The sequence below is a fragment of the Campylobacter sp. RM16189 genome (assembly GCF_012978815.1).
In the GTDB taxonomy this organism is placed as follows: Bacteria; Campylobacterota; Campylobacteria; order Campylobacterales; family Campylobacteraceae; genus Campylobacter_A.
The window spans coordinates 20,897-37,238 of record NZ_LIWR01000006.1 but is presented as its reverse complement, the minus strand read 5'-3'; the positions used below and the strand labels follow the sequence as shown (position 1 = coordinate 37,238).

13 protein-coding genes are annotated in these 16,342 nt (G+C 38.0%); 8 read left to right on the top strand and 5 right to left on the bottom strand.

From position 1 onward, the window contains the following. Positions 1 to 3 precede the first annotated feature (3 nt). Positions 4 to 1,023: a pseudaminic acid synthase gene (gene pseI / locus CDOM16189_RS05460; protein ID WP_170000828.1), complete on the top strand. Its 1,020-nt coding sequence runs from the start codon at positions 4 to 6 to the stop codon at positions 1,021 to 1,023. A 12-nt stretch (positions 1,024 to 1,035) separates the two neighbouring features. Continuing rightward, a complete protein-coding gene (locus CDOM16189_RS05455; protein WP_170000827.1) occupies positions 1,036 to 3,096 on the top strand; it encodes a motility associated factor glycosyltransferase family protein in 2,061 nt (686 codons plus the stop codon). 193 nt (positions 3,097 to 3,289) lie between these two features. Here the strand turns inward: CDOM16189_RS05455 and CDOM16189_RS05450 are convergent, their stop codons facing one another. Continuing rightward, positions 3,290 to 4,801, bottom strand: a complete 1,512-nt coding sequence (locus CDOM16189_RS05450; RefSeq protein ID WP_170000826.1) for a flagellin B — start codon at positions 4,799 to 4,801, stop codon at positions 3,290 to 3,292. A 157-nt stretch (positions 4,802 to 4,958) separates the two neighbouring features. On the opposite strand from CDOM16189_RS05450, the gene topA reads away from it, so the two are divergent. The 6 genes from topA (at position 4,959) to CDOM16189_RS05420 (ending at position 12,216) form a co-directional block, all read left to right on the top strand. Next, positions 4,959 to 7,070, top strand: a complete 2,112-nt coding sequence (topA, locus tag CDOM16189_RS05445) for a type I DNA topoisomerase (RefSeq protein WP_502707254.1) — start codon at positions 4,959 to 4,961, stop codon at positions 7,068 to 7,070. A 101-nt stretch (positions 7,071 to 7,171) separates the two neighbouring features. Beyond that, positions 7,172 to 7,639, top strand: coding sequence for a YfcE family phosphodiesterase (locus tag CDOM16189_RS05440; protein WP_349304333.1), 468 nt, complete (start codon positions 7,172 to 7,174; stop codon positions 7,637 to 7,639). Between the two features lie 93 nt (positions 7,640 to 7,732). Further along, entirely contained in the window at positions 7,733 to 8,581 is an 849-nt protein-coding gene (locus CDOM16189_RS05435) for a biotin synthase (protein ID WP_170000824.1), read from the top strand. A gap of 135 nt (positions 8,582 to 8,716) precedes the next feature. Beyond that, positions 8,717 to 9,889, top strand: coding sequence for a cation:proton antiporter (locus CDOM16189_RS05430; protein WP_170000823.1), 1,173 nt, complete (start codon positions 8,717 to 8,719; stop codon positions 9,887 to 9,889). Positions 9,890 to 9,904: 15 nt separating this feature from the next. Beyond that, positions 9,905 to 11,179 carry a citrate synthase gene (locus CDOM16189_RS05425; protein ID WP_170000822.1) on the top strand — a complete coding sequence of 425 codons (1,275 nt, stop codon included), beginning with the start codon at positions 9,905 to 9,907 and terminating at the stop codon, positions 11,177 to 11,179. A 179-nt stretch (positions 11,180 to 11,358) separates the two neighbouring features. Next, positions 11,359 to 12,216 carry a 3'(2'),5'-bisphosphate nucleotidase CysQ family protein gene (locus CDOM16189_RS05420; RefSeq protein WP_170000821.1) on the top strand — a complete coding sequence of 286 codons (858 nt, stop codon included), beginning with the start codon at positions 11,359 to 11,361 and terminating at the stop codon, positions 12,214 to 12,216. Between the two features lie 24 nt (positions 12,217 to 12,240). Here CDOM16189_RS05420 and tsaD read toward each other — a convergent pair whose 3' ends face one another. From tsaD to CDOM16189_RS05400, 4 genes are read right to left on the bottom strand one after another with little or no spacing between them, the layout of a single operon-like run. Further along, positions 12,241 to 13,242, bottom strand: coding sequence for a tRNA (adenosine(37)-N6)-threonylcarbamoyltransferase complex transferase subunit TsaD (tsaD, locus tag CDOM16189_RS05415; protein ID WP_170000820.1), 1,002 nt, complete (start codon positions 13,240 to 13,242; stop codon positions 12,241 to 12,243). A gap of 2 nt (positions 13,243 to 13,244) precedes the next feature. After that, positions 13,245 to 14,489, bottom strand: coding sequence for a uracil-xanthine permease family protein (locus CDOM16189_RS05410; protein WP_170000819.1), 1,245 nt, complete (start codon positions 14,487 to 14,489; stop codon positions 13,245 to 13,247). Then, positions 14,490 to 15,584, bottom strand: a complete 1,095-nt coding sequence (dxr, locus tag CDOM16189_RS05405) for a 1-deoxy-D-xylulose-5-phosphate reductoisomerase (protein ID WP_170000818.1) — start codon at positions 15,582 to 15,584, stop codon at positions 14,490 to 14,492. It lies immediately after the preceding gene. After that, positions 15,578 to 16,309: a phosphatidate cytidylyltransferase gene (locus CDOM16189_RS05400; RefSeq protein WP_170000817.1), complete on the bottom strand. Its 732-nt coding sequence runs from the start codon at positions 16,307 to 16,309 to the stop codon at positions 15,578 to 15,580. Before CDOM16189_RS05400 ends, dxr begins: the two co-directional genes overlap by 7 nt. Positions 16,310 to 16,342: the final 33 nt, after the last annotated feature.

The following is a 16,342-nucleotide window of genomic DNA, read 5'->3' as shown; positions in this document are numbered from 1 at the left end:
AGTATGAAAATAGAAAATTTTGATACAAATAAAAACGTATTTATCATCGCCGAACTCTCAGCCAACCACTCAGGAAGCTTAGAGACAGCGATTCAAACGATAAAAGCAGCCAAGCGCGCCGGAGCCGATGCGATAAAATTACAAACATATACTGCCGATAGCCTTACGCTAAATTCTCAGAAAGAGGATTTTATGATACGCGGCGGGCTTTGGGACGGGCGAAATTTATACGAGCTTTACGAGCAGGCAATGACTCCTAGAGAGTGGCATAAGGAGCTTTTTGATGTGGCTAGCAACGAGGGATTAATCTGCTTTTCAAGCCCATTTTGTAAAGATGACGTGGAGTTTTTAGAGCAGTTTAATCCGCCAGCTTACAAGATCGCAAGTTTTGAAGCGATTGATTATGATTTTGTAGAGTATGTCGCGAAGAAAAATAGACCGATCATCATATCAACAGGCATCGTAACTCACGAAGAGATTTCGGATATCGTTAAAATTTGCAAAAATGTCGGCAATAACAAAATCGCTCTTTTAAAATGCACTTCAAGCTATCCCGCGCCATTAAATGAGATGAATTTACTAAATATACCTACCATAAAAGATGAATTTAGCGTGGAAATCGGCTTTAGCGATCATACTTTAGGCATCGTTGCTCCTATCGTCGCAGTGAGTTTAGGTGCACGCATAATCGAAAAGCACTTCATACTAAATAAAGATATAAAAAGCGTAGATGATGCTTTTTCGCTTGATGAGACCGAATTTGCGCAGATGGTAAAAGCAGTGCGAGATGCTGAAGCCTTGCTTGGCAAAAAGCAGTTTATCTCAGGTGGTGAAAGCCGTAATTTTGCTCGCTCGCTTTATGCAAGCAAAGATATAAAAGTTGGAGAGAAATTTACTGAAGAAAATATAAGAAGCGTTCGTCCAGGATATGGGCTTCATCCTAAATTTAAAAAAGAAATTTTAGGCAAAACAGCTAAAAGAGGTATAGAATTTGCTAACAAGATTACTAAAGACGACTATTAAAAGGAGATAAAAATGGCTAAAAAATTAGAGCAAGAACTAAATCTAAAAGACTTAAACGTAAAAAACAAATCCAAAAAAACAGACAAACAGAATATCTATCAAGAAAGTAGTAAAAATATACAAAATATTATATTTAAGAAAAACCTTCAAGCTTTATTTCAGCAAGATGAAATTTTAGCCGCTAAGCTTTTTGGAATGGACGACCAGGGAGATTACGAGGTATTTATAGGCAAAGACCCGATAGATATAAATATCATAAATAATAAAACTTTACGATATGTATACGAAAACCCAGTAAAAGATATAGAAAAAACATTAGATGAGATAGAAGATAAATACAAAAGATACCCAATTATGTATTTTTACGGACTCGGCAACGGCATATTGTATAAAGCCCTTTTAACAAACGAAACTCATCAAAAAATAATAGTGGTAGAGCCAAGCATAGAAATAATATATATAGTTTTAAACTTAGTTGATCTGTCGAAAGAACTTGCTAGTGAAAGACTGGTTTTATTTTACTCAGAATTTACAACATACGCACAATTTTATTTCTTAGTATCAAAAAATGAATTTAAATCTTATGCTAAGATTTATAACTTACATATTCACACACCTTTTTACGATCAGTTTAGCGAAGATTATCAAAAGATAAACCAAGATTTTACTAGAGCCATATCTCAAATGGTAGTATCGCACGGCAATAGTATTGATGATATGCTTCAAGGCATAGATCAGCATATAAAAAATTTACCGGCCATGATAACCAACTACGCTTATGCGGATTTAGTTAGAAAAAGACATAAGCTTATGGACACTGCAATAATTGTAGCTACCGGCCCAAGTCTAGACAAGCAACTTTCTACACTGAAAAAATTTGCTCCTTACGTTAGTGTAATCAGCGTTGACGCCTCTTATCCTATACTTGCCAAGCATGGTATAAAACCGGATTATGTAACATCTATTGAAAGAGTTAAGGCCACATCAAGTTTCTTTAAAAAAAGATATGGTAAGTTTGATGAAAATATTCACTTTATCGTGGCATCACTTACACACGAACAAACAATTAAAAACATTTTGCCTTTTAGGAAACTGGTTCTTACTATGCGACCACAGCAAAGCGAGCTAGTATTTGATATGAAAGATTATGGATATTTAGGTATCGGGCACAGTACGGCAAACCAAGCATATCAACTAGCTTATGCTTTGGGACATAAAAATATAGTATTAATAGGGCAAGATTTGGCGTTTTCTCCTGACGGTAAATCTCACGCTACAGGTCATGCTTTCACTCAACAAGACGAATCCTTATACACTACAGCTTACGGTGGAGAAGGCGAGGTAAAAACAACTTATGTATGGAAACTCTTTAAAAATCAATACGAAAAAGATATAGAGGATGCAGGCAAAGAAGAAATCACTACATATAACTGCACTGAAGGTGGAGCTAGAATAAACGGAAGTATAGAAAAGCCATTTTTAGAGACTATGCAAGAGCTTTGCAAAGATAAAAACCTCAAGAATTTACCAAATATAAATAAAGTAAGCCAAAAAAGAGCTGACAAAGATCTGCTAAAAGCTTATAAATTTATACAAAAAAAGATAGAAATACAGCAACTAGTCAAAGAAAAAGTTGAAAAAGTATTTTTAGAAGTAGTTCCAAAAATAGATGAGATAATAAACCTCAAGAATGAGAATAAAATCACAGAAAAACTCTTCACAAAAATTCTGAAAATTTCAAATAAAATAGACAAGATTAAAGATTTTATGTCATCAGCTAAATATAAAAAATATATAGAGACAATCGTCCAAATTTCCATCTACTATCAAGAGCTTGAATTTGCAAAGATTTCAGTTGCTAAAAGTGATACCGCATTAGAGAAGACAAAAAAACTGGCAAACTGGGTAGAGCATCATAAGTATTGGTTATTTTCAGTTGCAGGTGGACTAAATGCCGAAATTGAAACAACAAAAAATGCTTCAAAAAATCTAATAAAAGAATTAAAAGAACGTGGTCTTATAGATAAATCGGATTTAGGTCATAGTAAAGAAAAATTTAAATTTAGAAGATAATATAAATTTTAAGCCTAATTAATTAGGCTTAAAATTTTGAGTTTTAACAACTAAGCAACTTAACACATTTTGAGGAAGCCTTAAGCCTAAAAGCTTAAGGATGGATATTTTAGATTACTGAATAAATCCAGAACATTTTTCCAGCTTCGCAGGATTTTAATAAAATCCTGCTTCGCGTAGAAATTTTTTAATACTACTGAAGTAGTCTTAAAACGTTTTGTTGAACAGCGTTGGCTTGACTCATTGCATAACTTCCTGATTGGGCTAAAATGTTAAATTTAGAGAAGTTAGCTGATTCAGCGGCAAAATCAACATCTCTTATTTGAGACTCTGCTGATTTTACGTTTACCTGAGTAACTGTTATGTTATTTACTGTTGCTATTAGCTGATTTTGAACAGAACCAAGGTCACTTCTAATAAAGTCAAGTGTGCGTTGAGCCGACTCCGCTATATCCATTACAGCCATAGCTCCTCTTAGCGTCATAACACCTGCTGCTTGATTAGATGTCATAACTCCGTTACTCATTCTTTGGAAGCCCATAGCGGCAGCTATATTTTTATCTAGTTGCCCTCTTATATCTCTTAAAGATACTGATTGCTGATTTCCACCATGACTAGCTTGTGTTTTACTAAATGCTGCAGATAGTGCAAGACCTGCTGCTCCAGTACTTATTTTAATATCACGTCCATCAAGGCGAACTAGATTTAAGCGTCCTACAAACATACTTAAACCTCTCTTTCCTCCCAATCCTGCACTGATATTAATTCCAGTAATACGAATTGCACGTCCATCACGGCTAGTTAATACCATTCTTCCTCGAGTATCCACTGACGCTTCTACTCCTGTTTGATCTTTTAGGGCATTTATTGCATTTACAAGAGCTCCATTACTATCGCCTGCTTTAACTTCAAGATCGCCTATCTTTACACCGTTAATTGCAAAACTTTTAATTAGACCACCGCTTATAGCACCACTTGCTATCCAAGTAGTATCAAATGTAGCCCTAATACCTGTTTTATCTGAAACTTTATTGATATTTTCAGCCAGTGCACCTACGCCTGTTCCCATACTTGTAGATATTTTAGTGGTAGCTACCTTTACGTTATTGACACCATCCACATTAAGGAATGTAAGACTTACGATAGCACCTTTAGCATTAGCAGTTAAAAGCTTAGAACTCTCAAATCTTGTTAAGCCGATCTTATCTGATGTTGTAGCACCAATACTAGCCTTAACAACTTGATTTGAGTAAGCACCGATTTGAAACTCTTTGTTAGAGAATGTTCCGTTAAGTAGTTGCTGACCGTTAAATGAAGTCGTATTACCGATATTATCAAGTTCCTCCATAAGACGAACAATATCGGCTTGCAAAGCTTGGCGAGACTGGCGTGTTTGACCATCTTGAGCAGCTTGAGTAGCTTTAACCTTAATAGTTTCAAGAATTTTTAGCTGCTCATCCATAGCCTTGTCTGCAACTTGGATAATACCGATAGCATCATTTCCGTTTGCTATAGCTTGACCTAGAGAACTTGCTTGCGCTCTAAGGCTATCTGCAATAGCAAGACCCGAAGCATCGTCTGCTGCTGTTTGGATTCTTAAGCCTGAGCTTAATCTACCAAGAGAGTTAGATAACATTCTATTGTTACCGACTGCGTTTGCATGTGTGTTAAGAGCGTTTACGTTAGTGTTAATACGAAAACTCATTTTAAATCCTTTTAAATTTTATTAACGACATCTTGTCGCACAAAAACTATATCGTGCGTTTTTAAAAAAAGTTTATAGCATTTGAGAGAAAAATTTAAATTTTATTTTTGTATATTTTTTTTGATACAATTACTTCAAAATTTTCAAAAGGTATATATTGATGAAAAACTTAATCATCGTAGAATCGCCCGCTAAGGCAAAGACGATAAAAAATTTTTTAGGCAAAGACTACGATGTCATCGCTAGCAAAGGGCATATTAGAGATCTGCCAAAGACTACTTTTGGCATAAAAATAGATGATGAAAAATTTACACCAGAATATAAGGTAAGCGCAGATCATTCAAAAATAGTAAAAGAGATAAAAGAGCTTGCCAAGAGCGCCGATCAGGTCTATCTGGCTACCGATGAGGACAGAGAGGGAGAGGCGATAGCATATCATATCGCAATGGCAATAGGCAAAAAGCCAGAAAGCTTGCCTAGAATAGTCTTTCACGAGATAACAAAGAGCGCTATCGATGCTGCGCTTAAAAATCCTCGCACAATAAATATGGATAGCGTAAATGCCCAGCAAGCTCGTCGTCTACTTGATCGCATAGTGGGCTATAAGCTCTCTCCGCTTTTAAATTTAAAAATTCAAAAAGGACTAAGCGCAGGACGCGTGCAAAGTGCGGCTTTAAAGATAATAGTAGATCGCGAACGTGAAATTCAGGCGTTTAAACCTATAGAATACTATACGATTGATACGAAATTTAAAAAAGATTTAGAAGCCGAGCTAATAAAATTTGAAACTCAAAAGATAGAAAAACTAACAATAACCAATCCAGATAGAGCAAAATACATAGTAGAAATTTTAAAAAACGACAAATTTAAAATTCGCGAAATCGAAAGCAAAGAGCGCAAAACCGAGCCAAGCCCGCCATTTATGACCTCAACACTTCAGCAAAGCGCAAGTAATCGCCTTGGCTTTAGCCCTAAAAAAACCATGATGATAGCTCAAAATTTATACGAGGGCGTAGAGACTCACGAAGGCTTTATGGGTGCGATAACATACATGAGAACCGATAGCTTAAATTTAGCCAAAGAGGCTGTTGAAGTGGCACGCAAAATAATTAAAAGCGAATATGGAGAAAAATACCTGCCAAGCAAGGCTAAAATTTATACAACCAAAAGCAAAGGAGCTCAAGAGGCTCACGAGGCTATACGTCCGACAAATTTAAGCTTTACGCCTGAGATAGCGGCTAAATTTTTAGAAAAAGATGCGCTTAAGCTTTACACTCTCATCTACAACCGATTTTTAGCCTGCCAAATGAGCGCAAGTGTGAGCCAAACACAAAACGTATTTGTTGTTGGAAGCAAAGGCGAATTTAAAATAAGCGGACGAAAAGTGCTATTTGACGGATTTTATAAAGCTTACGGCGATATGGACAAAGATAAAATTTTGCCGAATTTAAATATCGGCGATGAAATGAGTTTGCAAAGCATATCAAGTAGCCAGCACTTTACCGAGCCGCCAAGCCGCTACTCGGAAGCGGGGCTTGTTAAAAAGCTTGAAAGCCTAGGGATCGGTCGCCCAAGCACATACGCACCGACCATATCGCTACTAACTTCGCGCGATTACGTAAGAGTGGAAAAAAAGCAGCTCATACCAAACGAGATAGCATTTACGATGATGGGCGTGCTTGAAGAACACTTTAGCGATATCGTTGATAGCGAATTTACGTCGGTTATGGAAGAAAAGCTTGATAGCGTAGCTGAAGATAAAGTCGATTGGCAAAAGCTTTTAAGCGAATTTTATTATCCATTTATGGAAAAAATCTCAAGTGGCAAAACAAATATAAAAAGCCAAAAAGTAGCAACTCCGATCGGCGAAAAATGCCCTGAATGCGGTGGCGATTTACTTCTTAGAAAAGGGCGATTTGGTGAATTTATAGCTTGCGGAAATTTCCCAAAATGCAAATACTCACGCAATATTAAAAGCGAAAAAGAAGCCTTAGGCACAGAATCGCAAGATGCACCAAAGCCAAAAAAAGAGCCAAAAAAGATAGATGTGCCATGTCCAAAATGCGGAGGCGATATCGTAGAGAGAATAAGTAGGCGAGGGAAATTTTATGGATGCTCTAACTATCCTAAATGCAATTTCGTCTCAAACTACGAACCAGTAGCCGATAAATGCGTTGAGTGTGGCGGAGATATGATCAAAAAAGAGCTAAAAAAAGGAACATTTCACGAGTGCACTAAGTGTAAGCAAAAGGTGCAGATAGAGGGCTAACTCCATTCTATCCACCTTTAAACCGTTTTAGCTAAAGCTATTAACAAGGGGATAAAATGGTAAAAATAGGTCTAATAAGCGATACTCATTTTAGACCGTAAATCGCACGTGAAGCGATTGAGATATTAAAAGAGCACGAAGCAAATTTGATCCTTCATGCCGGAGATATCGTTGAGCTTGAGACGCTAAAGGATCTAAAAAACTCAAATTTGCCTTATGCAGCGGTTTTGGGCAACAATGACTACCATTTGGCTAAATTTAAAGAGGAATTCGAACTATTTAACGAACCTCATATATTTAACTTTGAAAATCTAACAATCAAGCTCATGCACCATCCTAAATTTCTATCTGCAAATACCGATATAATCGCCTTTGGTCACACTCATAGTTTTACAGCGGTATTAAACAATTATTCTCTTTTCATAAATCCAGGCGAGATTTGCGGACGTAAATATGGGAATTTCACTTTTGCCCTACTTTGCTGTCAAGATAAAAATTTCCAAGTTTTTAAATTTATAAAAACTCCTCAAGATGAAAAATTTAATGAGATTGAAGTAAATTTGGGCTAAATTTATATCTTCAATTCAAAGCCGGTTTAAATTTGATTTTGTATAATTGCTGGCTATTTTAAACTAAAATCCCTTATTTACGAGGAATAAAATATGAAAACAATAATGTTATGCGCTATTTGCTCCGTTAGCTCCGGAAACTGTTCAGAGGATTGCGGCTACTGCACGCAAAGTGCTAAAATAAAAACCGACATAGAAATTTACTCATTAAAATCTACGGAGCAGGTAGTCGCCGAGGCAAAAATGGCCGCCAAAAATCATGCATTAGGTTTTTGTCTGGTCACATCAGGCAGAGGACTTGGCAAGCTTGAAGGAAAAAAGGTCGAATTTATAGCTCGCACGGCAAGACAAATTAAAAAAGAGATTCCAGGACTAATGATTATAGCTTGCAACGGAGAAGCTAGCTACGAGGCGTTAAAAGAGATAAAAGATGCAGGAGTTTTTAGCTACAACCACAACTTAGAAACATCTCGCGAATTTTTTCCTAAAATTTGCACGACTCACAGTTGGGATGATAGATTTCAAACAAATTTAAATGCAAAAAGAGCCGGTCTTATGCTTTGCACGGGCGGAATTTACGGGCTTGGCGAGAGTAACGAGGATAGAATTAGCTTTAGAAACAGCCTAAAAGAGCTTGAGCCATTTTCAAGCCCTATAAATTTCTTTATCCCACACCCCGCCCTACCAATAAAGCAACCTATGCTAAGCGTGCAAGAAGCCTTAAAAATAGTACGAGATACCAAAGAAGCTCTGCCTAATACTCGCATAATGATAGCTGGCGGAAGGGAGAAAATTTTAGGTGATAGACAATACGAGGTCTTTGATCATGGTGCCGAAGCCTTAGTCATAGGAGACTACCTAACAACCAAGGGTGAAATAGCAAGTCGCGACATAGAAGAGCTTAAAAAAAGAGGGTTTGAATTCGCCTCAATCTGCCACTGAAATTTCTTTCAATAAGTCAAAAGCCGAACTTAAAACCATCAAATTTAAGTTTGGCTCATTAATAAAAACATAACCGACCTTAAGATATAATTTTTGTTTTTTAAGCTTAATATTTAAATACAAGGTGATTTGATTTTGCAAACAGACGGAGCAAGCGGACTTAGCATACTTATTGTTTTAGCATTTATCATATTTACATCACCATATTTTTCAAAAATTCTAAGAATTCCAATCGCTCCTATTGAGATTATTTTAGGCTCTATAGCAGGTTATCTAGGACTAATAGGATATAACGACATCTTTCATATAGTTAGCGAAGTAGGATTTTTTTATCTTATGTTTCTTGCGGGCACAGAAGTCGATCTTAAGCTCTTTTTTACTATCGACAAAAAGATTTTAAAAGCCGGAATTGTCTATATTTTGATACTATACCTGCTCTCGGCACTTCTTACCTTTGGATTTGATTTAAACAGATTGTTTATTTTAATTATCCCTATTATGGCAGTCGGCATGATATTTACACTCTTTAAAGAGTACGGCAGAGAAGAAGAGTGGCTAAATATAGGCATGCTAATAGCATCCATAGGAGAGGTTATTAGCATCATCTTGCTTACATTTGTGGGCGCTTATATGAAATTTGGAGCAGGTAGTGAGCTACTATTTTCTATCATATATTTAGTAGGATTTTTAATATTTAGTATGATAGGATTTAAAATTTTAAATGTTCTATTCTGGTGGTATCCTCAACTTAAAGTGATCTTAATGCCGTATTACGATAACTCAGAAAGAGATATTAGGCTCTGTATGGCACTATTTTTCAGCATAATCGCTTTGATGCTCTATCTAAATTTAGAGATAGCGTTTGGCGCATTTGTCGCAGGAACCTTTATCGCATCGTTTTTTGATCACAAAAAAGACCTGCCTCACAAGCTTGCGAGCTTTGGTTTTGGCTTTTTAGTGCCAACTTTCTTCGTATACATCGGATCTACGTTTAAATTAAATGCCTTTATGATAGATGGAGTGGTAAAAGATGCGGCTTTGATAGTGGGAGTAATGATAGGATTTAGGATTATTTCTAGCTTTGTATTTTTAAATATCTTAGGCTTTAAAAAAATGATACTTTATGCACTATCTCACTCTATGCCGCTTACTCTTCTCATAGCTGTTGCTACCATAGCTCACAAGTCAAACAATATCAGTGAAAATTTTTATTTCTCTTTCATACTAGCAAGCCTAACTCAGGCTATAATAGTCACCATAGGTATTAAAATTATTATGGGTTATAAAAATAAAAGTTTAAAAACGTAAACCAAAGGAGCCAAAATGTCAAATACAGTCACGCTTATCGACAACAGAAACGGCAAGAGCTACGAATTTCCGATTTTACAAGGCACAATGGGGCCAGATGTCATAGATATATCGACATTTTTTACAGATACGGGCATGTTTACTTTTGACCGCGGATACACCTCAACCGCGATGTGTCGCTCATCTATCACCTACATAGACGGGCTTAAAGGCGAGCTTATGCACCGCGGATACGATATAGCGTATCTTGCCGAAAACAAGACATTTTTAGATGTTGCTTACCTGCTTTTAAACAAAGAGCTTCCAAACGAAAAAGAGTATGATGATTTTAGGCTTGAGCTTAAAAAGCGCTCGTTTATACACGAAGGCATGCTTAAAATTTTTGACGCTTTTCCTAGTAAGGCTCACCCTATGGCGATCTTGCAAGCTAGCGTTTCTGCGCTTAGTGCGTTTTATTTTGATCATCTTAATATGGATAAACCCGAAGAATACCACGAAATGGCTATGCGTATAATTGCTAAAATCCCTACCATAGCCGCGTTTAGCTACCGCTACTCTCGCGGACTTCCGATCATTTATCCAAATTTAGACCGCGGCTTTACGGAAAATTTCCTCTACATGATGAGAAGCTATCCATATGAGCATGTGGATCTAAAACCTATCGAAGTAAAGGCGCTTGATACTGTATTTATGCTGCATGCCGATCACGAGCAAAACGCTTCAACCACGACCGTTCGCACGGTTGGCTCAACTCACGCCCACCCTTACGCTTGCATATCAGCAGGTATCGGAGCGCTTTGGGGCTGGGCGCACGGCGGAGCAAACGAAGGCGTCATACGCCAGCTTGAGGAGATAGGCTCGGTCGCAAATGTAGAAAAATACATCGCTCGCGCAAAAGACAAAAACGATCCGTTTAGACTCATGGGCTTTGGTCACCGTGTCTATAAGAATTTCGACCCGCGCGCAAGAGTGCTTAAAAAGATGTGCGATCAGCTGTTTGATGAGATCGGTATCAATACCGAGCTTTTAAAAATCGCCAAAAAGATCGAAGAGATCGCGCTTCAAGATGAGTATTTCATCTCACGCAACCTCTATCCGAACGTGGATTTTTACTCCGGTCTTATCTTAAAGGCACTGTCTATACCAAATGATATGTTTGCTGTTATTTTCGTTATCGGCAGAACTCCGGGCTGGATAAGTCAGTGGATAGAGCTAAAAGAGCAAGATACGATCAAGATCGTTCGTCCTAGACAGCTTTATGTCGGAGAGACAAACCGAACGCCGTCTTGATTTTTAAACCTGTGCAAAGCACAGCAACTTATAACGTCGCCCTATGTGGGGGGGGGTAAAGGGGGCGGAGCGGGTCTCGTAACTCTGAGCAGCCCCCCCCCTTGATTAAAAATCAAAGTGAGCAAAGTTTAAATTTTTAAGCTGATTGCACAATGTTATATCTATAAATTTGGATTAAAATGAAAGACCTGAAATTTTTACTTGAGCTAGCTAAAAGTGCCACTTTTGAAGGCGGAAAAGAGATTTTGAAATTTTATCAAAGTAGCGAAATTTTAATGCCTATTAATAAAAAAGATGAGGCACGCGCTTACGAAATTTACATAAAACCGGACAAATCGCCTGTAACCCAAGCGGACTTAGCCTCAAACGATAAAATTTTTGAAATTTTAAGCAAAAGCGGCTTGCCTATTTGCTCGGAAGAGAAAATTTTAGATGAAAACGCAAGCGAATTTTGGCTCATCGATCCACTTGACGGCACAAATGATTTTATAAGCGGAGTTGGTGAATTTTGCGTATGTACCGCGCTTATTCAAAACTCCCGCCCAATTCTTGGAGTGATTTACGTGCCTATCTCAAATGAAATTTATTTTGCCGCAAAAGGTCTTGGCACACATTATGAAAAGCTTAAGAATTTTAGCTCTATTCAAGATCAGATCGCTTCATTTTCAAAGCAAAATTTAGCAAACAAATCCCAAAAACGAATGGCTATAAGCAGATACGGCAAAAATCAAATCCCGCTTCTACTCAGCCAAAAGCTAAATTTAGAGCCTCTTCGCTTAAGCTCGGCTATCAAATTTTGCAAAATCGCTGAGGGCACAGCTGAAATTTACGCTAGATTTAGCCCAAGTTCGATCTGGGATAACGCGGCAGGCGAAGTTGTGGCTAGCGAAGCGGGCGCAGTGATGATAGATCTAAAAACTCAAAATCCACCGCTTTATCAAACCTCAAATTTAAAAAGCAATGAATTTGTCGTTATCTCAAAAGAGTTTTTAGACCAAAAAGATGAAATTTTAGCTTTTATAAAAGAGCAAATTTAACCAAGTCAAAACTGTGCGAGTTTATTAAGCCTCATCAAATTTAATACGCGGATTTATCTTTAGATCGTTAAATTTCACAAACTCTTTTTTCAGGTATTTTTCACGCCCTGCTCTAGCTATCATGGCAGCATTATCAGAACAAAATTTAAGCGGTGCAAGCAGAAGCTCACACTCAAATTTAGAGCATAAATTTTCGATTCTTGAGCGTAAATTTAGATTTGCACTTGCGCCTCCAACCACACCAAAACGTTTAAATTTTCGCTCTTTAAAAACTTTTTCAAGCTTATTCATGATGTGCTTGCAAGCGGCATTTTCAAAGGCGTAGCAGATGTCGCTGATATCTTGCTCGCTTAAATTTCCGCTCTCTTTTAGCTTTTCTATCTCGACTCTAACCTGATTTTTAAGCCCAGAAAAGCTATATGCCATGCGAGGATCTCCAAGAAGCGGCACGGTAAAGCTAAATCTTTCCTTGCCGTTTTTAGCCGCTTTTTCGACCTCTGCACCACCCGGATAGCCAAGATCAAGCATCTTAGCAACCTTATCAAAGCTCTCGCCAAAGCTATCGTCCATAGTCGAAGCAAGCAGCTTGATATCACCCTTTTCATCTATATCAAGTATCATAGTATGTCCGCCACTAACAAGCATCACCCCAAGCGGGAAGCGTGCCTCGCTTTCTAAAAATAGCGAGTAGATGTGTCCGATAAGGTGATTTACGGCTATTAAAGGCACATTTAGCGAGATACTAAGCGCCTTTGCCATGCTAACTCCGCCCACCAAGCTTACGGTAAGCCCAGGCTCGTTTGTCACGGCGATAGCCTTGATGTCCTTGAAATTTGGCCTTATCTCTTCAAGCAGCTTCGGTAAAGCGGCAGTATGAAGCCTTGCCGCAAGCTCAGGCACTACTCCGCCAAATTTCGAGTGCTGCTCGTCTTGAGAAATTTTTTTATGGTAGATAAGCTTTAAGCTTTTGATGTCAAGCAGAGCGACGGAACTATCGTCACAACTGCTTTCGATACCTAAAATCACCGTTAAAATCCTTCATAATGTTTGGTTTTTGGCAGTATTAAATTTAATACTATGCCGACTACCGCTCCAAGACCAACGCCTGAAAAGCTAACCAGACCAAAATCAAGTAGCATTCCGCCGATAGCGCAAACAAAAATAAGCGCTACGATTATCATATTTCTTGGCTCTGCCAAATCGACATTATGCTTAATAAGCGTCTCAATACCCACAGAAGCGATGATACCAAAAAGCAGCAGCATAATACCGCCCACAACAGGAGTCGGGATAGTGGCAAGCACTGCGCCAAGTTTGCCTACAAAGGCAAGCAGTATCGCAGTAATCGCAGCAAAGGTCATAATGGCTGGATTGTAAGCTTTAGTGATGCTAACAGCTCCAGTAACTTCAGAGTAAGTAGTGTTCGGAGGTCCGCCAAAGCAAGCCGCAAGACTAGTGGCAAGCCCATCTCCAAGAAGAGTGTTTTTAAGCCCAGGGTTTTCTAAGAAATTTTCTTTAGTGACATTACTGATAGCAAGCATATCTCCTATGTGCTCGATAGCAGGCGCAATAGCGATAGGAATCATATAAATAATAGGCTCAAATTCAAACGTAGGTGCGGTGAAATTTGGTATCCTAAACCAAGCGGATTCAAAAATCGGAGTAAAATTTACCATGCCCATAAAAAAAGATACGATGTATCCCACCACAATTCCAAATAAAATCGGAATCAATCTAAACATCCCTTTCGCAAACATCATCACGCAAATAGTCGCAATCAATGATATAAACGCTACAGTCATAGCCTCATTTTGAGTATACATAGCCTCATTTCCCTTGCCCATAGCCATATTAACAGCCGCAGGCGATAGAATAAGTCCTATAGTCACAATCACCGGTCCAACGACTACAGGAGGAAGCAGTTTATGTAAAAATGACTCCCCTCTAAATCTAACCAAAAGACTTAAAATCACATAGAAAAATCCCGTGAATACTATGCCACCCATAGTAGCGGGAATCCCCCATTTTTCGATACTAAAAGTAATGGGAGCAATAAAAGCGAAACTAGAAGCCAAAAAGATCGGCGGCACATTTTTGCGTGTAACAAACTGAAAAAGCAAGGTTCCAATACCAGCAGTAAAAAGCGCTACACTCGTATCAAGTCCCGTTAAAATCGGCACTAAAACAAGCGCGCCAAACGCCACAAACAAAAACTGAACGCCTATGAGGCTGTCTTTTAGTCTAAATTTATATCCCTCATACCTATTTTCCATTTAATTCCTTTTGCTAAGCTCTTTTTGCGTCCAAATTTCAACTTCTCTATCAACTTCAAAAACATCATCTAAATTTGAAATTTTAATATCTTGAAATTTCTTAACGCTAGATAAAGTTACCCTTGAAATATCTAAAAATCCACACTCGCCTTTTAAAAATTTATAGACACAACTCTCATTGGCTCTATTTACAACCACACCTAAATCAGGATTATTAAGAAGCTGCTCTTTAAGCGAGAAAATCGGATATTTTTTCAAATTTATCTTGTGAAATTTGATGTTTTTAAGTGCGAGCAGATCTAAATTTGCAGTTATTTGCGAGCTTAAATCACGCTTGTTTAAGATAGCATGCGCTATGGCTAAGCTCATATCGGTTTTTGAAAGGTGCGCGCTAGTTGAGCCGTCTTTAAACGCCACAAGTGCATGTATCATCGACGTTGGCTCAATCAGCGCGTCTATCTTATCCGTGCCAAAGAGCCAAAAGGCTTCCAAAACCTCAAAGAGCTTATTTGCCATCGTGGCGCTATCTATCGTGATCTTTGCGCCCATGTCCCAGTTTGGATGCTTTAGCGCGTCTTTTGCCTTTACGTTTTTTAGCGCTTTTATAGGCGTTTTATAAAACGCTCCACCGCTTGCGGTTATGATGAGTCTATCAATCGGAGTTTTATTTTCAAGTAGAAATTTAAGCCCGAAGTGCTCGCTATCTATCGGATTTATAGCTTTTGTGTTTAAAAATTTACCACCTACAACAAGGCTTTCTTTATTTGCAAGGGCTAGTTTTTTGCCTAAATTTTGGATTTTAACACTCGGAGCAAGCCCTGCAAAGCCCACAAGAGAGTTTATCGCAAGATTGGATTTGCAGGCTTCAAGCATATCTAAGATGCCTTTTTCTCCTACAAAAACTTGCTTATGTTTAACGAATTTAGCTAACTTTTCATCATTTATACAGACAAATTTGGGCCTAAATTTTAAAATTTGCTCGTTTAAAAGCTCGTAGTTTGAGTTGCAACTAAGCGCTTCAACCTCTATATCGAATTTAGTAGCCAAATTTAGGCTAGTCTTGCCTATGGAGCCGGTTGAGCCTAAGACTACCACGAAAGCATCCAAAGCATCGCAACTACGCCAAATAGATACCCATCTATCCTATCAAGCATTCCGCCGTGTCCTGGAAATATATCTCCGCTATCTTTTACACCGGCATTTCGCTTTAAATAGCTCTCAAACAGATCCCCCCACACTCCAAATGCCGCTACAAAAAGGCTTGTAAGCAGGCTATGCAAAATATCTTCGGTAACAAAATACCCCAAAAAAGCACCTACGAAAGAACCCAAAAAAATTCCACCGGCTACACCCTCCCAAGTCTTATTTGGAGAGGTTAAACTAAAGACTCTTTTGCCATAAAATTTACCTACAAAGTATGCTCCGCTATCGCAGGCAACGACTGTTAAAATCATCCAAGCAAGATATGCGATGCCAAATTCTGAATAGAGCATCCAAATAAGAAATATTGGCGTCATTGGATATAAAAAAGGTAAAACCGATCTTAGGCTCTCGCTTTTAAAATGTGCCAATACGCTAAGCACTAATAAAACACTCAAAATCGCTATAAATACCGGGTTTGAAAATGGAGCCAGAAGATAAAAAATCATAGCTATTATGACCAAAGTCTTCTCTTTTAATCCATAAAGCTTTTCGCTTTCTACAAATGAAAAGAATAAAACAATGCCTAAAATTATGAAATTTAAAAGATAGCTATCTATGATAAAAATAGCTAAAACCGCCAGAAATAATGCAACTCCTGTGATTATACGTGTTTTCATGGGTTTCCTTTAGTTGGAAATTCTATAAAAACT